Annotated in this window: 23 protein-coding genes and 1 tRNA gene; 6 read left to right on the forward strand and 18 right to left on the reverse strand. The window is 66.4% G+C overall.

The window, feature by feature from the left end:
* Nucleotides 1-2: 2 nt before the first annotated feature.
* From rpmE to argS, 7 genes are all read right to left on the reverse strand, one after another.
* Nucleotides 3-233, reverse strand: a complete 231-nt coding sequence (gene rpmE / locus AC5Y7E_RS18750; RefSeq protein WP_066873624.1) for a 50S ribosomal protein L31 — start codon at nt 231-233, stop codon at nt 3-5.
* Nucleotides 234-413: 180 nt separating this feature from the next.
* The gene (gene rho, locus AC5Y7E_RS18755) at nt 414-2,207 is read right to left on the reverse strand and encodes a transcription termination factor Rho (RefSeq protein ID WP_499950320.1); all 1,794 of its coding nucleotides are present in this window, start codon (nt 2,205-2,207) and stop codon (nt 414-416) included.
* Between the two features lie 330 nt (nt 2,208-2,537).
* A complete protein-coding gene (gene thrB, locus AC5Y7E_RS18760) occupies nt 2,538-3,485 on the reverse strand; it encodes a homoserine kinase (protein WP_499921398.1) in 948 nt (315 codons plus the stop codon).
* Nucleotides 3,486-3,490: 5 nt separating this feature from the next.
* Nucleotides 3,491-4,573: a threonine synthase gene (gene thrC, locus AC5Y7E_RS18765; RefSeq protein WP_499921277.1), complete on the reverse strand. Its 1,083-nt coding sequence runs from the start codon at nt 4,571-4,573 to the stop codon at nt 3,491-3,493.
* A complete protein-coding gene (locus AC5Y7E_RS18770) occupies nt 4,570-5,895 on the reverse strand; it encodes a homoserine dehydrogenase (protein WP_499921275.1) in 1,326 nt (441 codons plus the stop codon). Before AC5Y7E_RS18770 ends, thrC begins: the two co-directional genes overlap by 4 nt.
* 3 nt (nt 5,896-5,898) lie before the next feature.
* Complete coding sequence (gene lysA, locus AC5Y7E_RS18775) at nt 5,899-7,257, reverse strand: diaminopimelate decarboxylase (protein WP_499950322.1); 1,359 nt, start codon at nt 7,255-7,257, stop codon at nt 5,899-5,901.
* 56 nt (nt 7,258-7,313) lie between these two features.
* Nucleotides 7,314-8,966 carry an arginine--tRNA ligase gene (argS, locus tag AC5Y7E_RS18780; protein WP_499950282.1) on the reverse strand — a complete coding sequence of 551 codons (1,653 nt, stop codon included), beginning with the start codon at nt 8,964-8,966 and terminating at the stop codon, nt 7,314-7,316.
* 127 nt (nt 8,967-9,093) lie between these two features.
* Here argS and AC5Y7E_RS18785 point away from each other — a divergent pair.
* A tRNA-Arg gene (locus tag AC5Y7E_RS18785) sits at nt 9,094-9,169 on the forward strand.
* Between the two features lie 162 nt (nt 9,170-9,331).
* On the opposite strand, the gene AC5Y7E_RS18790 is transcribed toward AC5Y7E_RS18785, so the two are convergent.
* From AC5Y7E_RS18790 to AC5Y7E_RS18800, 3 genes are all read right to left on the reverse strand, one after another.
* A complete protein-coding gene (locus tag AC5Y7E_RS18790; protein ID WP_499921215.1) occupies nt 9,332-9,661 on the reverse strand; it encodes a hypothetical protein in 330 nt (109 codons plus the stop codon).
* Nucleotides 9,658-9,897 carry a hypothetical protein gene (locus AC5Y7E_RS18795; protein WP_499921213.1) on the reverse strand — a complete coding sequence of 80 codons (240 nt, stop codon included), beginning with the start codon at nt 9,895-9,897 and terminating at the stop codon, nt 9,658-9,660. Before AC5Y7E_RS18795 ends, AC5Y7E_RS18790 begins: the two co-directional genes overlap by 4 nt.
* Nucleotides 9,898-10,020: 123 nt before the next feature.
* Nucleotides 10,021-10,521, reverse strand: a complete 501-nt coding sequence (locus tag AC5Y7E_RS18800) for a nitroreductase family deazaflavin-dependent oxidoreductase (RefSeq protein WP_499921211.1) — start codon at nt 10,519-10,521, stop codon at nt 10,021-10,023.
* Nucleotides 10,522-10,621: 100 nt separating this feature from the next.
* Between AC5Y7E_RS18800 and AC5Y7E_RS18805 the strand changes: the two genes are divergently transcribed.
* Nucleotides 10,622-11,296 (forward strand): VldE C-terminal domain-containing protein, encoded by a 675-nt coding sequence (locus AC5Y7E_RS18805; RefSeq protein WP_499921392.1) that lies wholly within the window; start codon nt 10,622-10,624, stop codon nt 11,294-11,296.
* Nucleotides 11,297-11,310: 14 nt separating this feature from the next.
* Here AC5Y7E_RS18805 and AC5Y7E_RS18810 read toward each other — a convergent pair whose 3' ends face one another.
* The 3 genes from AC5Y7E_RS18810 to AC5Y7E_RS18820 all read right to left on the reverse strand — a co-directional run bounded on the left by AC5Y7E_RS18810 (nt 11,311) and on the right by AC5Y7E_RS18820 (nt 13,547).
* Nucleotides 11,311-11,820, reverse strand: coding sequence for an Rv2253 family sensor-like surface protein (locus AC5Y7E_RS18810; protein ID WP_499921209.1), 510 nt, complete (start codon nt 11,818-11,820; stop codon nt 11,311-11,313).
* A 75-nt stretch (nt 11,821-11,895) separates the two neighbouring features.
* Nucleotides 11,896-12,378, reverse strand: a complete 483-nt coding sequence (locus tag AC5Y7E_RS18815; RefSeq protein WP_499921390.1) for an NUDIX domain-containing protein — start codon at nt 12,376-12,378, stop codon at nt 11,896-11,898.
* Nucleotides 12,379-12,536: 158 nt separating this feature from the next.
* Nucleotides 12,537-13,547 (reverse strand): sensor domain-containing protein, encoded by a 1,011-nt coding sequence (locus tag AC5Y7E_RS18820; protein ID WP_499921207.1) that lies wholly within the window; start codon nt 13,545-13,547, stop codon nt 12,537-12,539.
* A 329-nt stretch (nt 13,548-13,876) separates the two neighbouring features.
* Here AC5Y7E_RS18820 and AC5Y7E_RS18825 point away from each other — a divergent pair, with 329 nt between their 5' ends.
* Entirely contained in the window at nt 13,877-15,607 is a 1,731-nt protein-coding gene (locus AC5Y7E_RS18825; protein ID WP_499921205.1) for an NAD-binding protein, read from the forward strand.
* Between the two features lie 33 nt (nt 15,608-15,640).
* Here the strand turns inward: AC5Y7E_RS18825 and AC5Y7E_RS18830 are convergent, their stop codons facing one another.
* Nucleotides 15,641-16,519, reverse strand: coding sequence for an LLM class flavin-dependent oxidoreductase (locus AC5Y7E_RS18830; protein ID WP_499921388.1), 879 nt, complete (start codon nt 16,517-16,519; stop codon nt 15,641-15,643).
* Nucleotides 16,520-16,585: 66 nt separating this feature from the next.
* Between AC5Y7E_RS18830 and AC5Y7E_RS18835 the strand changes: the two genes are divergently transcribed.
* Complete coding sequence (locus AC5Y7E_RS18835) at nt 16,586-16,999, forward strand: VOC family protein (RefSeq protein WP_499921203.1); 414 nt, start codon at nt 16,586-16,588, stop codon at nt 16,997-16,999.
* A gap of 47 nt (nt 17,000-17,046) precedes the next feature.
* Nucleotides 17,047-17,436: a VOC family protein gene (locus AC5Y7E_RS18840; RefSeq protein WP_499921201.1), complete on the forward strand. Its 390-nt coding sequence runs from the start codon at nt 17,047-17,049 to the stop codon at nt 17,434-17,436.
* A gap of 17 nt (nt 17,437-17,453) precedes the next feature.
* Here the strand turns inward: AC5Y7E_RS18840 and AC5Y7E_RS18845 are convergent, their stop codons facing one another.
* Genes AC5Y7E_RS18845 through cysD form a run of 3 tightly spaced genes read right to left on the reverse strand, consistent with a single transcriptional unit; the run spans nt 17,454 to nt 20,767 of the window.
* Nucleotides 17,454-17,939 carry an Rrf2 family transcriptional regulator gene (locus tag AC5Y7E_RS18845; protein ID WP_499921199.1) on the reverse strand — a complete coding sequence of 162 codons (486 nt, stop codon included), beginning with the start codon at nt 17,937-17,939 and terminating at the stop codon, nt 17,454-17,456.
* 57 nt (nt 17,940-17,996) lie between these two features.
* Nucleotides 17,997-19,838 (reverse strand): adenylyl-sulfate kinase, encoded by a 1,842-nt coding sequence (gene cysC / locus AC5Y7E_RS18850; RefSeq protein WP_499921197.1) that lies wholly within the window; start codon nt 19,836-19,838, stop codon nt 17,997-17,999.
* On the reverse strand, nt 19,838-20,767 hold the full coding sequence (gene cysD / locus AC5Y7E_RS18855) for a sulfate adenylyltransferase subunit CysD (protein WP_499921195.1): 930 nt from the start codon (nt 20,765-20,767) through the stop codon (nt 19,838-19,840). The genes cysC and cysD overlap by 1 nt, the downstream gene beginning before the upstream one ends.
* A 197-nt stretch (nt 20,768-20,964) precedes the next feature.
* Between cysD and AC5Y7E_RS18860 the strand changes: the two genes are divergently transcribed.
* Nucleotides 20,965-21,390 (forward strand): PaaI family thioesterase, encoded by a 426-nt coding sequence (locus AC5Y7E_RS18860; protein WP_499921194.1) that lies wholly within the window; start codon nt 20,965-20,967, stop codon nt 21,388-21,390.
* A 112-nt stretch (nt 21,391-21,502) separates the two neighbouring features.
* Here the strand turns inward: AC5Y7E_RS18860 and AC5Y7E_RS18865 are convergent, their stop codons facing one another.
* Nucleotides 21,503-21,994 carry a beta-class carbonic anhydrase gene (locus AC5Y7E_RS18865; RefSeq protein ID WP_499921192.1) on the reverse strand — a complete coding sequence of 164 codons (492 nt, stop codon included), beginning with the start codon at nt 21,992-21,994 and terminating at the stop codon, nt 21,503-21,505.
* Nucleotides 21,995-22,110: the final 116 nt, after the last annotated feature.

A 22,110-nucleotide genomic window follows, 5' to 3' on the forward strand; every position in this document is an offset into this window, starting at 1 on the left:
AGCTATTTGTCGGCCGCAGCGCCGGCGTTGCGCTTGCCGTACCGCTTCTCGAAGCGGGCCACGCGGCCACCGCTGTCGAGGATCTTCTGCTTGCCGGTGTAGAAGGGGTGGCACTGCGAGCACACCTCGACGACGATGCGCCCGCCGTCCTTGGTGCTGCGCGTCTGGAAGGTGTTGCCACACCCGCAGAGCACCGTGGTCTCCGCGTAGGCGGGGTGAATGTCAGCTTTCATGATGTCCTCTTCGGTCTTGTCGAGCGTGATTATGCCAGGTCAACCACTGTCCTCCCAAAACACGGGGGCGCCCCTGGGCATTCCCGCCGCGTGGGCGGCCTGCGCGAGACATAAACCACGGCGATCTCACGCGGCGTGTCGTGTGCGTGGTTTAAGTGTCGCGGCGGCCGGCGGACCGGGCTAGTCGTTGTCCATCGCGCCGGGCGTCGTCTTGGACACCTGGACCAGGAACTCGTAGTTGTTCTTGGTCTTGCGCAGCTGCGACATCAGCAGGTCGATGGCCTGATGCGAGTCCAGGCCCGACAGCACGCGGCGCAGCTTGTGCACGATGCCGAACTCATCCGGCGACAGCAGCAGCTCGTCCTTACGCGTACCCGACGGGTTGACGTCGACAGCCGGGAAGACCCGCCGCTCGGAGATCTTGCGGTCGAGCTTGAGCTCGGCGTTACCGGTGCCCTTGAACTCCTCGAAGATGACCGTGTCACCGGTGGACCCCGTCTCGACCATCGCGGTGGCGATAATCGTCAGCGACCCGCCTTCCTCGATGTTGCGGGCGGCGCCCAAGAACCGCTTCGGCGGGTACAGCGCGGTCGAGTCGACACCACCGGACAGGATCCGCCCCGACGCGGGCGACGCGTTGTTGTAGGCGCGCCCGAGGCGGGTGATCGAGTCCAGCAGCACGACGACGTCCTTGCCCTGCTCGACCAGCCGCTTGGCCCGCTCGATCGCCAGCTCGGCGACCGAGGTGTGGTCCGACGGCGGCCGGTCGAAGGTCGAGGCGATGACCTCGCCCTTGACCGAGCGGGTCATGTCGGTGACCTCCTCGGGGCGCTCATCGACGAGCACGACCATCAGGTGGCATTCGGGATTGTTCCGGGTGATCGCGTTCGCGATGTCCTGCAGGATCGTCGTCTTACCGGCCTTGGGCGGCGACACGATCAGCGCGCGCTGGCCCTTGCCGATCGGCATGATCAGGTCGATGACGCGGGTGGTCAGCCGGTCGCTGGTGGTTTCCAGACGAAGCCGCTGGTTGGGGTACAACGGCGTCAGCTTGGAGAAATCGGGCCGCTTCTTGGCGTCCTCGACCGAGCCGCCGTTGACGCTGTCCAAGCGCACCAACGGGTTGAACTTCTGCCGCTGATTGGGCTGTTCGCCGTCCTTCGGCACGCGGACGGCGCCGGTAACGGCGTCACCACGACGAAGGCCGTTCTTGCGCACCATGTTCATCGACACGTAGACGTCGTGCGGGCCGGCCAGGTAGCCGGAGGTGCGGACGAAAGCGTAATTGTCGAGGACGTCAAGAATGCCGGCTACCGGCTGAACGACGTCGTCTTCGCGCAGCTCGGTGTCGCCACCCTCACCGGATCGCTCGCCCCGGCGGCGCCGGTCACGGAAGCGGCGGCCCCGCCGGCCCTGACGGCCCTCGCCGTCGTCGTCCTGCTGGTTCGCGCCGCCGCGGCCCTGCTGGCCACCGGAGCTTTGGTCCTGGTCGCCGCCACCGTCTTGGCCGCGGTCGTCATTCTGGTTGTCTTGCTTGGCTTTCTCGCGGCGGTCCGCCTCACTAGGAGCGGCGCCCTCGCGGCTGCCTGAGCTCTCGCGGTCGGCCTCGTCGTTGCCGCGGGCCGAGGATCCCGCTTCGCGGGAAGCGCCGCGTCGTTCGCGGCGGGGCGCCTCGGTCGTCGCACCGTTCTGGCCGCGCTCGGCCGCCGGCGCTTCGGCGCTGGTGTTGTCGTTCTTGTCGGACTCTTGGTTGTCCGACTTGCCGCTGTCCTCAGTGGACTTCGTGCCGTTGGCGGGGGCGCCGTTGGCCTGGCCCCGGACTTCCTTGATCGCGGCGATCAGTTCGTTCTTACGCATACCCGACGTCCCTTTGACGCCAACTTGATTGGCCAGCGCGCGCAGCTCGGGCAGCACCATCGTGGACAGTGCACCGCCCGAGACGTTGGGTTTCGCGTCTGGAGTGTCTGCGCTCACGGCATTCGGTAGTTGATTGGCGTCAGTGTTTTCGCCAGCCGTGAACAGGTCCGTATCAGTCACGGATTTCCTTTCTTCCCCCGCTGATCAGGTCATACGGGGGGTTCGTTGCATTCAGGCAAATTGCCGAGTGCGCCCAATCATCGACATTGCAACGGTGATCGCCTGGATCGGCGGAGTAAGCGGCGAACCTCGTCCACAAGAAGAATTGGTGTTGTCCTAGCGGCAAGGCAGTATGGATGCAGATGCAGATGCTGCGATTGCTGGACGGCTCCGAGGATAGCCCCCATCCCTGCTGGAAGCAAGCAAACCCTCCGGCCACGCCATGGATCAACCGACGACGGTGACTCCCGGGCTCCAGCGCGCTGGTTCGCCAGCGGTCATCTCGGTGATGGTAAAGCCGATCGTGGCTCCATAGTCCATGACTTCCGCGGGCAACTCCGGCGCTGTGGTCAGCGCAATCAGCGAAGGACCCGCCCCGGAAAGCGTCGTCGCGATGTTATGACGCCGCAGCAGTCGCAAATATTCCGCCGAGGCCGGCATGGCCGGTGCGCGCTCCGACTGGTGCAACACGTCTTCGGTGGCCGCCATGAGCAGATCCGGGCGTTCGGTGAGTGCTACCACCAGCAACGCGGCGCGGCTCACGTTGAACCGCGCGTCCTCGTGGCTGATCTGCTCGCGCAGCAGGATGCGGGTGTCCGCGGTGAGTGAGCGCTCCTCGGGAATCGCGCAGTACAGGTGGATATCGGGGTGCAGCCGCAGCGGCACCGCCGCGTACTGCGGGTGGGTACCGCTGCGGTCAGCCCACGCGACGACCGCACCGCCCAAAACGGCGGCCGCCGCGTTGTCGGGATGACCCTCGAACTCCGAGGACAGCTGGATCAGTTGAGTGTCGCTAAGCGGCGTCCAATCCGTTTGTGCGACAAGGCCGTTCGCGCCCGCCAGGCCACCGACCACCGCCGCCGCGGAGGAGCCGAGGCCACGCGAATGGGGAATGGCGTTGCGGCAACGCACTATCAGGCCCGGTGCGCGGACCCCCATGGCGCGCAGCCCGCAGTCCAGGGCACGAACCACCAAGTGTTCGGGCCCCACCGGCAACTGACCTGCGCCCTCACCCTCGACCAGCACAACGAGTCCGGATTCCGTTGTCTCGACGATGATTTCGTCGTAGAGGCTCAACGCCAGACCGAGGGTGTCGAAGCCGGGGCCAAGGTTGGCGCTGGACGCCGAGACCACAGCGCTGGCCACCAACCCGACAGGGAGTGTCGGGGTCGCAATCGCCACTAGGCCAGCCCCAGCTTCTCGACCACGAGTACCGGGTCCACCGGCACCGGGGTCACGGTTGGCATATCGCGCAGCGCGGTGTCGGGATCCTTGAGGCCGTTGCCGGTCACCGTGCACACGACGGTCGACCCGCGAGCCACCCAACCGTCGTCGACGGCCTTGAGCAGGCCGGCGATGCTGGCCGCCGAGGCGGGCTCGACGAACACGCCTTCGGACTCGGCCACCAGGTGATAGGCGGCCAGGATCTCTTCGTCGGTTGCGGCCAAGAATCGCCCGTTCGATTGCCGCTGCGCGTCAACGGCCGCCGTCCACGATGCCGGCGCGCCGATGCGGATGGCGGTGGCGATCGTCTCCGGGTTCTTGACCGGGGCGCCGCGCACCAGCGGGGCCGCGCCGGCCGCCTGGGTGCCCAGCATGCGCGGCAACTTCTCGATCAGGCCCTCGTGGTGATACTCGGTGTATCCTTTCCAGTACGCGGTGATGTTTCCGGCATTGCCGACGGGCAACGCGTGCACGTCGGGTGCGGCGCCAAGCGCGTCGACAATCTCGAACGCCGCAGTCTTCTGGCCCTCGATGCGCACCGGGTTGACGGAGTTGACCAAGGCGATCGTCGGAAAGTCGGCCGCCATCTTGCGGGCCAGCTCCAGGCAATCGTCGAAGTTGCCGTCGATCTGAATGATCTTGGCGCCGTGCATGACCGCCTGCGCCAGCTTGCCCATCGCGATCTTGCCCTGCGGTATCAGCACCGCACAGGTGATGCCGGCACGCGCCGCATATGCCGCCGCGGACGCCGAGGTGTTTCCGGTCGACGCGCACAACACAGCTTGCTGGCCACGGGCCAACGCGTCGGTGACCGCCATTGTCATGCCCCGGTCTTTGAAAGAGCCGGTGGGATTGAGGCCTTCGACCTTGAGATGCACGTTGCAGCCGGTCTTTTCCGAGAGCCGGCCCGCCGCGATTAGCGGTGTACCGCCCTCGAGCAGGGTGACCGGGGTCCAGTCGTCGCCGACCGGCAACCGGTCGCGGTAAGCCTCGATGAGGCCGGGCCACGGCTGATGAACGGCGGTGCGAGGGGCGCTCATAGGGTGGTCCCTTCCAGTCGCAGCACGCTGGTCACGCTCTGCACGGCGTCCAAATCGGCCAGCGCATCCACGGTTTCAGACAGCGCGGCGTCCGTGGCGGTGTGGGTGACGACGACGATGCGGGCCCCCACCCGTCGTCCGTCTTCGTCCGCGACGCCTTCCTGACGGACCTCGGCGATGCTCACCTCGCGCTTGGCGAATTCGGCTGCCACCGAGGACAGCACGCCGGGCTTGTCGGCGACGTTCATGCTGACGTAATAGCGCGTGGAGATGAAACCCATTGGAGCGACGGGGAGTTGGGCGTATCTGGATTCCCTGGGCCCGCGACTGCCCAGTACCCGGTTGCGTGCCGCCATCACCATGTCGCCGGCCACCGCGGACGCGGTCGGGGCGCCGCCGGCACCCTGGCCGTAGAACATCAACCGGCCGGAGGCCTTACCTTCGACCACCACCGCGTTGAAGGCGCCGTTCACCGTGGCCAGCGGGTGCGACAACGGGACCAGCGCCGGATAGACGCGCGCCGAAACTCGCTCTTGTCCATCGTCGGTCGTGATGCGCTCGCAGATGGACAGCAGCTTGATGGTGCAGCCCAATGCCTGGGCCGACTCGAAGTCGGCGGGGGTGACCTTGGTGATGCCTTCGCGGTAAACGTCGTCGGCGGTCACCCGGGTGTGAAAGGCGATGGACGCCAGAATCGCAGCCTTGGCGGCCGCGTCGTACCCCTCGACGTCGGCGGTGGGGTCGGCCTCGGCGTAACCCAGCGCGCTCGCCTCGGCCAGCGCGGTGTCGTAGTCGGCGCCGGTCTCGTCCATCGCGGACAAGATGTAGTTGGTGGTGCCGTTGACGATCCCGGCCACCCGTAACACCGTGTCGCCGGCCAACGACTGCGTCAGCGGACGGATCACCGGGATGGCACCGGCGACGGCCGCCTCGAAATACAGGTCGACATGCGCACTTTCGGCCGCCTGCGCCAGCTCGCCGGTGGAGGTGGCCAGCAGCGCCTTATTCGCGGTGACGACCGATTTACCGTGCTCGAGCGCGCACAGGATGGCCTTGCGGGCGGGCTCCACCGGCCCCATCAGTTCCACGACGATGTCGACGTCCTCGCGCGCGGCGAGTTCCTCGATGTCGTCGGTGAGCAACTCGACGGGGACACCGCGGCCCTCGGCGACGCGGCGCACTCCGACGCCGCGTAACACCACGGGTGCGCCGACACGAGCGGCGAGGTCGTCAGCGCTGTCCTCGATGATTCGGACAACTTCGCTGCCGACGTTGCCCAACCCGAGTACCGCTACACCGACCGGCTTTTCGTCACGGGGCACAGTTCACCTCACTTCCAGACTCAATAGATCGTCGACCGTCTCACGGCGCAGGACCAGACGCGCGCGCCCGTCGCGCACTGCGACGACCGCGGGGCGGCAGATCATGTTGTAACGACTCGACAAGGAATAACAGTAAGCACCGGTGGCGGCCACCCCGATCAGGTCGCCCGGTCGCAGATCCCCGGGGACCCAGGTGTCGCGCACCACGATATCGCCGCTCTCGCAATGCTTTCCGACGATGCGAGCCAGCTCGGCCGGTGTATCGCTGAGCCGCGAGACCAGACGGGCGTCGTACTGCGCGTCATAGAGTGCGGTCCGGATGTTGTCGCTCATGCCGCCGTCGACGCTGACGTAGCGGCGGTTCGCGGTGGCGCTCACGTCGACGTCCTTGACGGTGCCCACCTCGTAGAGCGTGATGGTGCCGGGCCCGGCGATGGCGCGCCCCGGCTCCACCACCAGCCGCGGGGTCGGCAGCCCGACCGCCGCCGACTCGTTGCGCACGATCTCGCTCAGCTTGGCGGCCAGCTCGCCCATCGGCGGCGGATCGTCGGCGGCGAGGTAGGAAATGCCCAGTCCGCCACCCAGATCCACGGTGGAGATCTGCGTGGTCTTCTCGACACCGAATTTTTCGACGGCCTGGTGCAGCAGACCGATGACCCGGCGCGCGGCGAGTTCGAAGCCGGCGACGTCGAAAATCTGCGAGCCGATATGGCTGTGCAGACCCACCAGCCGCAGGTGCTGCGTTTCGAATACGCTGCCGACGGCGTCCAAAGCCGCACCGCTCGCCAACGACAGGCCGAACTTCTGGTCCTCGTGCGCGGTGGAGATGAACTCATGGGTGTGCGCCTCGACACCGACCGTGAGACGGACGAAGACATCCTGGACGACGCCCGCCTCCCCCGCGATGGCATCGAGCCGCTCGATCTCAACCATCGAGTCCAACACGACGTGGCCGACACCGGCTTTGACCGCTGCCGTCAGCTCGGCAATGGATTTATTGTTGCCGTGGAAGGTGATTCGCTCAGGCGGGAAGTCAGCGTGCAGCGCGACAGCCAGTTCACCGCCGGTGCACACGTCGAGTGACAGGCCTTCTTCGTCGATCCAGCGCGCTATTTCGGTGCACAGGAACGCCTTGGCGGCATAGTGGACGTTTTCGCCGCCACCGAAGGCCGACGCGATTTCTTTACAGCGGGAACGGAAGTCGTCCTCGTCGACGACGAACAGCGGGGTACCGTACTCCTGGGCGAGGTCGGTCACCGTGACCCCCGCGATGCTGGCGATTCCGGCTTCGTCGCGAGCGACGTTGCGGGGCCACACGTTCGGCGCCAGCAGCAGCAACTCCTCGGGGGATTGCGGGCGCAGTGGGCTTTCGGCGTGGCGGGTCTCTTCGGCGTGCCGAGGACCGGCGGGGTGAACGTTCACATTCGCTCCGGGGCGGTGACGCCCAGTATCGCCAGCCCGTTGGCGATCACCTGGCGGGTCGCCTGGCACAGCGCCAGGCGCGCGGTGTGCAGATCGGTCGGCTGCTCGTCGCCCTGCGGCAAGACCCGGCACGAGTCGTAGAACCGGTGGTAGTCGCCGGCGAGGTCTTCCAAGTACCGGCACACCCGGTGGGGTTCGCGCAGCGTCGCCGCCGTGTCGAGCACCCGGGGGAATTCGCCGATGGTGCGCAGCAGCGTCCCCTCTTTGTCGTGGCTGAGCACCTCGAGGTGCGCAGTGTCGGGGATCAGCCCGAGTTCGGCGGCGTTGCGGGCCAGTGCCGAGAGCCGGGCATGCGCGTATTGCACGTAATAGACCGGGTTTTCATTCGACGCCGAGGACCACAGCGCCAGGTCGATGTCGATGGGGGTGTCCACCGAGGAACGGATCAGGCTGTAGCGCGCGGCATCGACGCCGATCGCCTCGACGAGGTCGTCCAGCGTGATCACGGTTCCGGCCCGCTTGCTCATCCGGACCGGCTGGCCGTCGCGGACCAGGTTGACCATCTGGCCGATGAGCACCTCGACGTGAGCCGGGTCGTCGCCGAAGGCCGCCGCCACGGCCTTGAGCCGGGCGATGTAGCCGTGGTGGTCGGCTCCCAGCATGTAGATGGCCAGGTCGAAGCCGCGCTGCCGCTTGTCCAGGTAGTAGGCGATGTCGCCCGCGATATAGGCCGGCTTGCCATCGCTTTTGATGACGACGCGGTCCTTATCATCACCAAAGGCGCTGGTGCGCAACCATGTTGCGCCGTCCTTCTCGTAGATGTTGCCCGTCTCGCGCAGCCTGGCGATGGCCTGGTCGACCCGACCGCTGGTGTGCATCGAGTCTTCGTGGGTGTAGATGTCGAAGTCGGTGCCGAACTCGTGCAACGACTCTTTGATATGGCTGAACATCAGATCGACACCGATTTCGCGGAAGGTCTCCCGCATCTCGTCGTCGGGCAGACTCAGCGCCTCCGGCGCCTTTTGCAGCACCTGGGCGGCGATGTCGTTGATGTAGGCGCCGGCGTAGCCGTCTTCGGGTGTGGGCTCGCCCTTGGCCGCGGCGATCAGCGAGCTGGCGAACCGGTCGATCTGGGCGCCGTGATCGTTGAAATAGTATTCGCGCACCACGTCGGCGCCCTGGGTGGACAACAGCCGGCCCAACGCGTCGCCGACGGCGGCCCAGCGGGTGCCGCCGATGTGGATCGGCCCGGTGGGGTTCGCCGACACGAATTCCAAGTTGATGTGGCGGCCGGCCAGCGCGTCGGAGTGGCCGAAACGGTCGCCCGCGTCGATGACGTTGGTGACGACGACGGCTTGCGCCGATGCCTCGAGGCGCAGGTTGATGAAGCCGGGTCCGGCGACCTCCGCCGACGCGATGCCGGCGGCCCGCGACAGCGCCTCGGCGAGCCATCCGGCCAGTTCGCGGGGGTTGGCGCCGACCTTTTTGCCCAGCTGCAGCGCCAGGTTGCTGGCGTAATCGCCGTGCTCGGGATTGCGGGGCCGCTCCACCGTGACCGTCTGCGGCAGCGAGGCGGCATCCAGCCCGCGCTCAACCAACACCGCGGCGGCGGTGGTCTTGAGCAGCTCAGCGAGGTCAGCGGGGGTCACGAACGTTCATCCTATTGGCTGGGGTGCCCCCGCCCCGAATCCATTGCGGTGGCAGGGCGGGAAGTTCAATGCGTTAGTCTGTCCGTGCTTGTTCGAAAGCCCCATGGCGCAACAGGTATGTCGGTGCGCCCCCGTAGCTCAGGGGATAGAGCGTCTGCCTCCGGAGCAGAAGGCCGCAGGTTCGAATCCTGCCGGGGGCACCATCTGACCAGTACGGGCACAAGTCCGCGCAACGCGGTGCCGTTACTCCCAGATTGTGATCACCGGTCCTGCTCGGCCGTTTTCGCCGAGCTAATTCGACGACACATGCGCGATCCGGATTTCATAAGCGAAATTCGGATGCGGCCGCTGGCACATTCCTCACGTCATTTGGGGATATTCGCGTAGTCCCCGGTATGGCGTGAATATCTGCGCTTAATGCTAACCGCCGATTTGAAAAGCGACCATTGCCGCTTGGCGGGTTTGGGTTCCTCGTCGATATGGTCTGAACCGTTGCGATCGGGCGTGCAGGGGAAGAAGTTCACCCTGCTGTGCAGAAGTACTGGCTCCGCCCAATAGTTCCTGTCCACCTTGTCGATGAACCGTTGGGCGGCATGCAAATCCTCCATGACCTCTACCACCCGCTCGTTGCGGATATTGGTGTGCTCGACGGCCCATACCTCCGTGGGCCACTCCGTCGCGAACAACACCGTCATGGCGTTGGGCCGATCGCCACCGACTCAGCGCGCAGGCTCGCCGATTCGTCCGGATTGCTGTCTAAAGGTGATTGGCATGCTTTGTCGTAGCATGTCGAAGTTGTCGGGATGCCGAAGAAACCCAGCATAAGCAAAGTGGGCATCTCCTGGTGGGGATAACCGGATGCTATGGACGCCGCTGAAATCACGGTCGCGAACCCTAGAGCGCCCGTCATCGCCATTTTCGTAACGTTCATTCGCTAACTGTAAGGACATATATCGCCAGACTCGCTGGCCGTGTTTTTTTCGTGACTTATTCGGAATGCTTCTTAGACACACGTATAGCGGCTGTGCAAAAACCGGGTTTGCCGCCCGTCACTTCAGCTTCGTGCCAGCACGAACGCCTCGATGCGTCGATCTTTGGCCCGCGCTTCGTACTTCCGCCAGCCCGGATACATCTCGACCCCTTTGGCCCAGATCTCGTCGCGCTCGCGTGGCGTCGCGAGCCGTGCGGTGGCAGGCCAGGTATCGCGGCCGATGGTGACGGTCGCTTGCGGATGGGCTTTCAGATTGTGGTACCAGGCCGGATGCCTGCTGCCACCGAAGTTGGAGGCGATGAGGCCCACGCCGTCCGGATGCGGGATGCCGTAGACGGCGACGGTGCGTGGTTCCCCGGTTTTGGCGCCCGTGGTGGTGAGCATGACGACGGGGACCCCGGTCGCGACCTCTGCGAAGCTGCGCCTACCACCGGTGGCCTTGGTGATGAGGCGGTCGAGGTGGTGCGCGGTCGGGCGAAGCAGCGCCACACCCACGGTCGTGGAGGCGAAGCGGCGCATCGCTCGATGGAAGGCATTTGCGTCGTCAAACGATCGCTCGGCCATGCTGCCATTGTGGTGCCTGCGCCCGATAGTGGACAAGCAATCCGAAAAACGCACCCCACGCGTCACAAACGACACTAAGCTGCTGGTCGTGGGGGCGAAGGTGTTCGCTAAGGGCCGCTGGCGATGGCTGGCGATCGCGGCTTCGCTCGTCGTCTCCGCCGCGATGATCCACGCGCAGGGCACCAAGCCACGGTGCTGCGTCGAGACCCCCGCAGCGGCTCCCAGCACCAGCGCGGTGGCGGCTCCGCCACCCCCCGGCGCGCCGCGCGCCGCCACCCCGGCCGAGGTAGAGGCCTTGACGGCGATGGCACCCCCCGCGCCTTCCGCAGGCACGCAATTTCAGCTCGCCTTGCCGCGCGGCGTCGCGTCCGAGGAACGGTTGCAGGTCAAGACCATTTGGGCGGCCCGCGTCATCAGCGTGCTCTTTCCTCAGATCAAAACCATCGGCGGATACCGTGAGGACCCGTTGCCGTGGCATCCCAACGGGCTGGCGATCGACGTGATGATCCCGAACTTCCGTAGCCCCGAGGGCATCGAGCTCGGCAACCAGATCGCCGGCTACGCCTTGGCGAACGCAAAACGCTGGAGCATCAACCACGTGATCTGGCGGCAGAAGATCTACCCGGGCGTCGGCGGCGGGAACTGGATGGCGGACCTGGGCTCAGAGACCGCCGACCATTACGACCATGTTCACATCGCCACCGGCGGCGGCGGCTACCCGACCGGGCACGAAACGTATTACATCGCCTCGATGACCCCGGCGCCGCCGGACTGATCGAGGCGGCTCCGTCATGCCGGCCCGGCGGCGAACGCCGCCACCGGCATTTCGACGCTCCCCTGGCAGGGACCGCTGATGATGTCCGTGTGCCATGTTCCGCGTAGCGACCCATCGGGCTGCGGTGCGTAAAAGGCCCACGACCTCGCCGGTGCCCACACCTTCGGAACGCCTTCGCCCATATAGCAATCCCACTGGAAGTCGAAGCGCTCGACCCACTTGGCTCCGTCCCAGACGTAGTGCGACGGCTGGGGCAGCGTCGGGTTCTTCGGCGTGGGGCCGTTGGTAGCGGTGGCCACGCATGTACCCGACGAGCATGCGGTGACGAACACGTAATCCGCGCTGAAGGTCGGTTCGGCTTGTTTGGCGGCGACGCTGGTGCCGGATTTACTCACCGCATACCGCACCAGCGAGTATTTCCCGTTCCACGATGCCGACAGGGCATTCGCCCACCCGCCGGGTGCTCCGACGACCAACGCGGCGACGGCGGCAACCATCGCAACTACCCGAAACCCCGGCCGCATTGCGTCAATGGTGGGCGTTCGATGACGCGGCGCGATCTCGGCGCGGACACGATCACGGTGTCCTCGCGGGATTCATCACCCCCGCAGGAGAAACAACCCGTAGGCGGCGACCGACTGCGCGTCGGCGATGACTCCCCCGCGAATCATCTGCTCGACCTCTGCACGCGAAAACCACGCACTGCGCATGTCCTGCTCCTCGAGCTCTCGGTCGGCTTCTCCTTCGGCGATACCCGTCGCCAAGAAGACCCAGCCGCGTTGACTGGTCATTCCCGGGGCGACGTCGAGCTGGCCGAGCGCTTCGAAGGACGTTGCGCGCAACCCGGTTTCCTCGCGTAACTCGCGTTCGGCCAGTTCGGCCGGTTCGGCGTGGGCCAGATCGGGAGCGGTGCCTTGCGGAAACTCCCAGCGCCGCTCATCGAGGGGATAGCGAAACTGCTCGACCAGACGGAAGCGCTGCCCGTCGTAGGGCATGACGAGCGCGTAGGCCGGCTTGTCGACGACGCTGTAGATGCCCACGCTGCCGTCGGCGCGACGGATGTCATCTTCTCGCAGCACCATCCACGCGTTCCGATAGATCTCACGGCTCGCGAGGCGTTCGATGAAAGTCACGACGCCAGTATGGGGGACGCCAAGATCACGTCGATGCGAGCGTTCTGGTCACCCGCGGACATCCAGGTCCTATAGATCGAGGCTCGCCGATTTCGTTGCCCGAGAGCTCAACTCGGAATTCGGCCGAGGATGGCCTGCACCAGGGTGGTGGCGTCGTCGCCGAGATCGCGTCCGATGACATCGACGTCGACCACGACGTTGGCCTTGGCCGCCACGGCGCGCAGCGCGCTGGTGTGCTGGTTGCCGACGTCGGTGGTCCGCCCATTGTCCTGCACGGCCCCCAGGGTGCTGCGCACCGATGTCACCGGCCCAATTTGCACCGGGTTTCCGACGCTGTAGATACCGGACACGCCGCCGTGCGAGTACGTCAATTGTCTTCCGGCGCAGCTGTTGATGTGATTGACCGCGCCGGTGACGAAACTCTTTGCGGCCGCGGCATTGTCGAATGTCGCGACGAACTCCGAGACCCCGTGCGGGAAACCATTGGTGTGCTGACCCAGGTCCACGCCGTAGATCGCACGATAAGCGCTGTCGCGATAAGACGCCGTCAAGCCGTTGAATACCGCTTCGGTGCATTCCGGGGGGACAAAGCTGTCGCCGGGCTGCAGCTCGTGCGTCTGGGTCCACGTCTTGTTGACGTACATGCCGGGCGCCTTGATGAGGCCCGCGACGTCTTCGCCGGTGAGCACCAGCGATTGCAGGCCCTCGGGCGTCACCGACGGTTCCGGCGGTGCGGCCGTGGTGGCACTCGGCTTCACCGCGCCCCCGGCGGTGGTTCCCCCGGAGTGCGCCGTCGGCTGTCCGGCGTGATGGTTGCCGAGGGTCGCCCACAACACCAGTGCGACGACGGCGAGCACGGTGAACGCGTACGACAGCGTCAGTCCGACCAGTGCGCGATTGCGGCCGCGGTCACCGCGCCGGCGGATATCCCTAAGGGCGAAGTGCCCCAACACCACTCCGACCGGAGCCAGCAGAAATGCGAACACCACCGACAGCGTCGCCAGCGTGTTCACTTCATCCGATGGCGGGTGCGGGGGCGGTGGGCCCGGCGGCGGAGGCGGCGGCGCGCCGGGGTCGAAGGGGTTGGGCCAACTCGGGCCCGGCCAGCTAGCGGTCATAGGAGCGGGTCGTAGTCAGTGTCGTGGCCTCCCGTTGGACTTCGCGCGCTCGAAGGCGAAGCACAGAATGTCGTGATCTTAAGTGAGGTTGACGGGCTTGAGAATTCAGCCGACCCCTTCGTCGACTTCAGCGCATTTACCGCGTGATGGACCTCCTCGGCGAACCATCTTCACGTTTGAGGACATGTCGCGCTGGCGTCAGTGGGCATAGTGCCCGATAGTCGTAACAACAAGTGAGCGCCGATGTCATCAGAGGTGGGGTTTATGCGTGACGACTCACCATGCTGGAACGACCGCGATCGTGCCGGGGTCGTCGCGGCGGAACGCATATGAGCACGCGCCGCCACATCATCGTCAGCGGCGACGACGTGCTCGCGACCACGATCGCCGAGGAACTGAACCGCGCGGGCGCCACGATCGTCAAGCTGCACAGCGAGGAGCTCAGCGGTGCCGATCTTGCCCGCGCGAGCGCGATCGTGTGCGCGGGTGCTGATGACGCGAAGAATCTCGAAATCGCCTTGCTGGCAAGGAAAACGAACCCGAACGTGCGCGTGGTCGCCCGCCTGGGCAACGACGTGCTGCGTGCAGCGGTGGCCGCCGACAACGGTCCTGGCGCCATTCTGGACGTCGCCGATCTCGCGGCACCGTCGGTCGTCGAGGCCTGCCTGTCAAGCCACACGCACCCCGTCGAGGCGGCCGGGATCGAATTTCTGGTGTCGGGAGCCGAGGCGCCCCGCGACGCGACGCTTCGCGAGATCTACGGCGACCTGGCACCGGTAGCCGTGATCCACGGCGAAAACTCCGCTACGCCCGCCGAGGTGGTGCCATGCCCGGGGCGAGACCATGAGGTGCGTGCCGGTGACTGGACGGCCATGATCGGCAGCGCCGATGAGCTGGCCGCGCGCGGGATAAAGACGCCCCGGCCGAGCGCGACACGCTCTCGCCAATCGTGGATGCGGCGACTCTCGGACGCGGCGCGGGCGATGCGCGACGACGTCAATCCCATGCTGTTCCCCGCGATCCTGCTCGCGATCACCCTGTTGCTCGCGTCGACCGTGGTCGTGCACTTCTCCTACACCAGGCCGCGCCTGTCCTGGCTGGACGCGCTGTATTTCACCGCGGAGACCATCACCACCGTGGGTTATGGCGAATTCGGCTTCGCCCACCAGTCGGCGTGGTTGCGGATATTCGCCGTCGCCTTGATGTTCGCCGGCGTGACAACCACCGCGCTGCTCGTCGCGTTCTTGGCGGACCTGCTGCTGTCACGCCGCTTCCTGCAGTCGGCCGGGGAACGGCGGGCACGCCATTTGCGCGACCACATCATCGTGGTCGGGCTGGGCTCGTTCGGCAGCCGCGTCGTCGGCGACCTGACCGCCGCCGGGTACGACGTCGCGGTGATCGAGCGCGACGAGAACAACCGGTTCCTGTCGACCGCGGACGAACTCGACGTGCCGGTGATCTTCGGGGACGCGACGCTGCGCCAGACGCTGGAGGCGGCCCGCGTCGACCGCGCCCGCGCCGTCGCGGTGCTGACCCAGGACGACATGGTCAACATCGAGACCGGAATCGTGCTGCGCGAGATGCTCGGTCCCCGGGTGATGCCCGAGGTCAACCGGCCCGACGTGCCGATCGTGCTGCGAATCTATGACCGCACCCTCGGCGACGCGGTGGCCAAGCGGTTCGGTTTCGAGAACGTTCGCTCGACCGTCGACCTGGCCGCGCCCTGGTTCATCGGAGCCGCGATGGGCCTGCAGGTGCTGGGCACGTTCTCGGTCGGCCAGCGTTCGTTCATGGTCGGCGCCATGCACGTGGCGGCCGGTAGCGAACTAGACGGGTTGCGGATGTTCGAGATGTCCACCCAGACCCGTGTCATCGCGATCACCCGCCGGGACACGCCCCTCGAGCTGCACCCACGCCGGGACGCGTGGCTTCGCGGCGGCGACACCGTCTACCTGGTGGGGCCGTACCGCGAGCTGCTGGAGACGCTGCGCAAGGGGCAGCCACCCCAGGAGGAGCCTGCCGCGAACGACGAGCGCCGGACGGATAAGGCGGCGACCTGAGGCTTGGCGGTTCGGCCGGCGAAGCGACGGCGACTACAGCCGTGCGGCAACGTCCGCTGCGCGACGAAGCTGATCGACGTCCGAGCTCGTCGGGATGAGCTGTACCTCGTCGGTGCCGATCTCCTCGAAGCCCCGCAGCACGGCCAGCAGCTCGTCTTCGCTGCCGGCCCAGCCCGTCGCCGGCGCCATCGCGTCGACGTATTCGGCCGGAATCCAGTTCATGTAGCGGCGCAGATGACGGTGGATCTGGGCGCGGGATTTTTCGGGTGACCCGAACGCGAACCAGAACGACGTGATCAGGTGGGGTTTGGGCTTGCCGGCCCGGGCCCAGGCGTCCCGGGTGACGTCGAACAGCTCGTTCTGCTTGGCGACGTCGAGGTCGAGGGTGGTGCCGGCCAGCCCGTCGGCCCACGCGGCCGCACTGCGGATGGTTTTCGGTCCGATGCTGCCGACGAACAACGGCGGACCGCCGGGCTGCACCGGCGCAGGCCCGACGGGCAGCACCGAGTCGGAGGTCTTCTCCCCGGCCCACACGCGCCTCATCACCGCCACGCGTTCGGCCATGCCGCGCATCGTCTGGGTTGCCGGATCGGCACTCACGGCGTGGTAGTCCTCGTGCCGGCCGCCCACCCCGATGCCCACGGTCAACCGGCCGCCGCTGAGCAGATCCCCGGTCGCCAGCCCCTTGGCGAGCAGCACGGGATCGTGCAGCTGCGGCACGATGACGGTCGTCAGCAGCCGCACCCGGTTGGTCCAGGCGGCCAGCGCTCCCAGCAATGTCAAGTTGTCCGGGTTGTCGAAGGCGATCCGTTCGCCCCAGCACAGCGAGGAGAACGGGCCCTCGTCGATGGCGCGCGCCCACGTCTCGAGCACCGTCGCGTCCAGATCCGGCTCCATCACCGGCATGGTCATCGCAATCCGCACGACGGCGATTCTGGCATGTTTCCCATGCGGCCTTTCAGTGGAACCATGGGGCGAATGGCGTTCACGAGTAGTTCCATCGCACATGTCCGACTGACCGTCACCGATATCGAGCGGTCGCGGCAGTTCTACGAGAGCGTGTTCGGTTGGCCGGTGCTATTGGAAGTCCCCGACAACGCCGACGAATCCGCCCGCAACCAGTTGAGCTTCCTGTACGGCGGCGTCATCTACGACCTCGGTGGCACGCTGCTCGGGCTGCGGCCGGTCGCCGATGACCGCTTCGACGAGGACCGAGTCGGCTTGGACCACATCGCCTTCCGCCTCGCCAGCAAAGATGAATTGGATTCGGCGGCAGCGCATCTCGATGAGCTCGGCGTCGTTCACGAGCCGCTCAAAGACATCGGGCCGTCCTACATATTGGAGTTCCGCGACCCCGACAACATCGCCTTGGAGTTAACCGCGCCGAAGTAGCGCGGCGTTGGCGGGCCGGGCATCGGAGTGGTTGACTGGAAAGAACTATGACCATCAGTTTCAACCACACCATCGTCGCGTCACGCGACAAACAGGAATCCGCCGGGTTTCTCGCCGATCTCTTCGGTCTGCCCGGCCCAAAGCCCTTCGGCCACTTCATGGTTCTCGAACTCGAGCACGGCGTGAGTCTCGACTACGCTGACGCACCCGAAGGCGCGGACATTGCACGGCAGCACTACGCGTTCTTGGTGTCCGAGCAGGAGTTCGACACCATCTACGACAGGATCCGCTCACGCGGCCTGCAGCACTGGGCCGACCCGGGCGCCAAGCGTCCCGGCGAGATCAACCACAATCACGGCGGGCGCGGGGTCTATTTCCTGGATCCCTCCGGCCACGCCATGGAGATCCTTACCAGCCCGTACGGATCGGCGGGCTGAGCGAGCAACCGCTGCGCCTAGTCGCCGGTGCGCGCTGTGCCGTGCCGCCGGCTTTCCTGCTCGCGATAGTCGTCGGCCAGCTGCACGACATGCTTGGGCAGGCCGCCGGAGGCGACGTCGGCCAGCGTCGTCTCCTCCAGCACCGAACGCATGCTGGCGCGCAGCGCGCGCCAGACATCGGTGAGCGCCGCCGTCGGTCCCGAGTACGGCAAGTCGCCGAGCCCGATGTCGCGGACACTGGCCAGCGGTCCGTCAATGCAGCGCAGCACATCGGCGATGCTGATGTCTTTGCCCGAACGGGCCAATTCATAGCCACCCTCGCGACCGCGATGGCTTCGCACCAGCCGGTCGGTACGCAGGTTGGTCAGGATGTCGACGAGGAATTGCGGCGGAATGCCCTGGGCGTGGGCCAGATCGTCGGTCTTCACCAGCGTTCCGTCGGGCACCGTGGCAAGCTGAACCATCGCCCGCACGGCATATTCCGCCTTCGCCGACATGCGCACGCACAGGATTGTGCCACCCGACGACACGATTTCGGCGCAGCCTGGCTGATCCGGCGGCTACCCGCGTGATTCGAGCAGGTCGACGACCCGCTGCGCCTGCTCCTCGACGGTGGCGTCGGGGGTGAGCCGAAGATCGGGGTTCACCGGCGCCTGATACGGGCTGTCGATGCCGGTGAACTGGCTGATCTCCCCCGCGCGCGCCTTGGCGTACAAACCCTTGGGATCGCGCGCCTCGCATTCCTCGATCGGGGTGTCACAGAAGACCTCGAAGAAATCGAAGCCGGCGTCGGCGTGCACATTGCGGGCCAGTGCGCGCTGCTCGGCCAGCGGACTGATCGCCGGCACCAGCACGACGATGCCGCAGTCGGCCAGCAGCGCCGCCACATGGGCCAGCCGGCGCAGGTTTTCGGCCCGGTCGGCCATGCTGAAGCCCAGGTCGGCGTTCAAACCGTGCCGCAGGTTGTCGCCGTCGAGAACGTATGCCAGAGAACCCTTTTCGAGCAGCTTCTGCTCGACCAGCATGGCCACCGACGACTTGCCGGATCCAGACAAACCGGTGAACCACACCGTCTTGCCCCGGGGCCGGGCCTCGGCGATGGCGGATGACTTGTGCCGCACGGTGTTCGGGCTCGCCGCCTGCGCCGATGCGTCGCGCAACACCATGCCTGCCGCCACCGTGCCGTTGGTGTGCGGGTCGATGAGGATGAACGACCCGGTGCTGGGGTTGCGCGTGTACTCGTCGAGGAGCAGCGGCACCTGGGTGCGCAGCGAGATGCGGCCGAGTTCGTTGAGCTGCAGCGCCGTTGCCGCCTTGTCGCGGTGCAGCGTGTTGACGTCCAGCCGGTAGTCGAGCGCAGTCACCTTGGCGTGCGTGGTGCGGGTGGTGTGCTTGATGACGTAGTCGCGCCCGGGTTCGAGTGCCGCATTGTCGGCCATCCAGCACACCGTCGCATCGAACTGCTGCGCGACGCGGGGCTGATTGTGCGTGCGGGCGATCAGATCGCCGCGCGAGATGTCGATCTCGTCGGCCAGAGTCAGCGAAACCGCCATCGGCGGAAAGGCTTCTTCCACCGGGCCGTTCGGCCCCTCGATGGCGGTGATGCGGGTCCGCTTGCCGACCGGCAGCACCACCACCTCGTCGCCGGGACGCATGACCCCGCTGGCGACGGTGCCCGCGTAGCTGCGGTGGTCCTGGTGTTCGCGAGTGTGCGGACGGATGACGTATTGAACCGGGAACCTCACGTCGACCATGTTGCGGTCGCCCGCGATGTACACCTCTTCGAGGTGCGACAGCAACGCCGGGCCTTCGTACCAGGGCGTGTGGTCCGACTTGGTCACCACGTTGTCGCCGTGTAGCGCCGAAAGCGGGATGGTGGCCACGTCGTGCACGTCCAGGCGGGCGGCGAAGGCGTGGAATTCGTCCCGGATCGCCTCGAATCTCTCTCTGTCCCAACCGATCAGGTCCATCTTGTTGACCGCGAGCACGATGTGCTGGATGCCCAGCAGGGACGCCAGGAAGGCGTGCCGGCGGGACTGCTCGAGCAGGCCGTGTCGCGCGTCGACCAGCACGATCACCAGCTGTGCGGTCGATGCGCCGGTCACCATGTTGCGGGTGTACTGGATGTGACCGGGGGTGTCGGCGATGATGAATTTCCGCTTGGGAGTGGCGAAGTAGCGGTAGGCGACGTCGATCGTGATGCCCTGTTCGCGCTCCGCCCGCAGGCCGTCGGTCACCAACGCCAGATCGGTGTAGTCGTGTCCACGGTCCTTGGACGTCTGCTCCACCGCGGCCCACTGGTCTTCCATGACGGCCTTGGAGTCATACAGCAGGCGACCGATCAGGGTGGACTTGCCGTCGTCGACGGAACCCGCGGTGGCCAAGCGCAATAACGTCGTCATCAGAAATATCCCTGCCGTTTGCGGTCTTCCATGCCCGCTTCCGAAATCCGGTCGTCGGCCCTGGTGGCCCCGCGTTCGGTCAGCCGCGACACTGCGGTCTCGGCAATGACCTCGTCGACCGTGGCCGCCTGCGATTCCACGCAGCCCGTGCAGGTGACGTCCCCAACGGTGCGGAAACGCACAGTCGCTTCGAACACCGGCTCGTCCGCGCCCGGCTGCATGTTGCGGTCGACCGCCAGCAGCATGCCGTCGCGGCGAAACACCTTGCGCCGGTGCGCGTAATAGATCGACGGCAGCGCGATGTTCTCCGCGCCGATGTAGGACCAGATGTCGAATTCGGTCCAGTTGGACAGCGGGAACACCCGAATGTGCTCGCCCTTGTGATGGCGGCCGTTGTAGAGGTTCCACAGCTCGGGGCGCTGGGCCTTCGGATCCCACTGACCGAATTCGTCACGGAAGCTGAACACGCGCTCCTTGGCGCGGGCCTTCTCCTCGTCGCGGCGCGCTCCCCCGAACGCGGCGTCGAACTTGTTCTCCCCGATGGCCCGCAGCAATGTCACGGTCTGAATCGAGTTGCGTCCCTGGCGCGGCTCGACGACGCGCCCGGCGTCGATGTCGTCCTGGACCGAGGCGATCACCAGGCGCACGCCGTGCTCGGCCACCAACTCGTCGCGGGTCGCGATCACCTCGTCGAAGTTGTGTCCGGTGTCGACGTGCATCACCGGGAAGGGCAGCCGGCCGGGTCGGAACGCCCGCAGCGCCAGGTGCAGCATGACGATGGAATCCTTGCCGCCGGAAAACAGCAGCACCGGCCGCTCGAACTCTGCGGCCACCTCGCGAATGATGTGGATCGCCTCTGCCTCCAGCGAGCGCAGATGACTCAATTCGTACTGCCCTGCGGCGGGGGCCACCTTCAGATCACCGGTCATAGCTTCCTTCGTAAAACCTGGCAGAACTGACCAGATTTAGCATCTTAGCAAGCAATGCCACCAGGCCGGCCCGGCGCTGTCAACCTCGGGGCCTGCCAGCGCCCGGTCCGCGGCGTGCGCGCCAGCCACCGGACACATCGCGCCAAGGGCCACGACGACACTTTTGCGCCCGGATGGGGGTGCGCAAACATGGACGGATGCCAGCCTCCCCCTCCGCGCCGAGCGGCCGTGACGTCATCGCGCAATTCCTCCCGCAGTCCCCGTTCGTCGTCAAGCTGGGCATCGTCGCCGACCGGCTGGAAGAGGACGAAGTGCGGCTCCGGCTGCCCTGGGACCCTTCCAACGTGACCATCGGCGACATGGTCCACGGCGGCGCCATCGCCACGCTCGCCGATCTCACCGTCATGGCGGCGGCATGGTGCGGCGCGCAGGCCCCTCCCGAGCTGCGGGGCGTCACGGTGTCGATCGCGCTGGACTTCATGGCGCCGGCCCGGGCCACCGACCTGATCGGCGTCGGCCGGGTGTTGCGGCGCGGCCGGTCCTTGGTCAATTGCGAAGCCGAGATCGTCGACGCCCAGGGCACACTTGTCGCCAAGGCGCTGGCGACCTACAAGGTCGGCTGAGCCCGCGGGCAGCAGCCTCGAGCCGACGCGTCGTCGAGCGTGCGCTCAGGGCGAGATTCCGGCCGATTTTTCGCCGTGACAACACGCTCGGCGAAAAGGGCTCGGCTGAGCCCTAGAGCGTGACCTCGTTGAGCTTGCCGGTGGCCACATCGAAGACGAATCCGCGCGCGGAGACGTGCTTGGTGACGAACGGGCTGCCCTCGATGCGGCGCAGCGACTGCCGGACGTCTTCGGCGAGGTCGCCGAAAGCCTCTGCCGCCCATGGCGGCTTGACCCCGGTCTCCTCCTGGATGCTGCGCTTGAAGTCGTCGTCGGTGAAGGTGAGCATGCCGCAATCGGTGTGGTGGATCAGGATGATCTCCCGCGTTCCCAGCAGGCGCTGGCTGATGGCCAACGAGCGGACGACGTCGTCGGTGACGACTCCGCCGGCGTTGCGGATGACGTGGGCCTCTCCCTCGCCCAGTCCGAGGATGCGGTAGACGTCGAGGCGGGCATCCATGCACGCGACGACCGCGACATGTTTGCCCGGCGGCATCGGCAGCGGGCCCTCGAAAGTGCTCGCATAATCGGCGTTGTTGGCCAGGTATTCATCGGTAACCGTCACGCAGGCCTCCCTCACACGGTCGCGGCCTGAGCCGTGCTGCGTTTGCTGCACGGCTCGCACCGCGGTGGATCCTAACAACCGATCACACGCGATTCACGCATGAGAATCAACCGGAT

The sequence above is a fragment of the Mycobacterium sp. NGS17 genome, assembly GCF_059813205.1.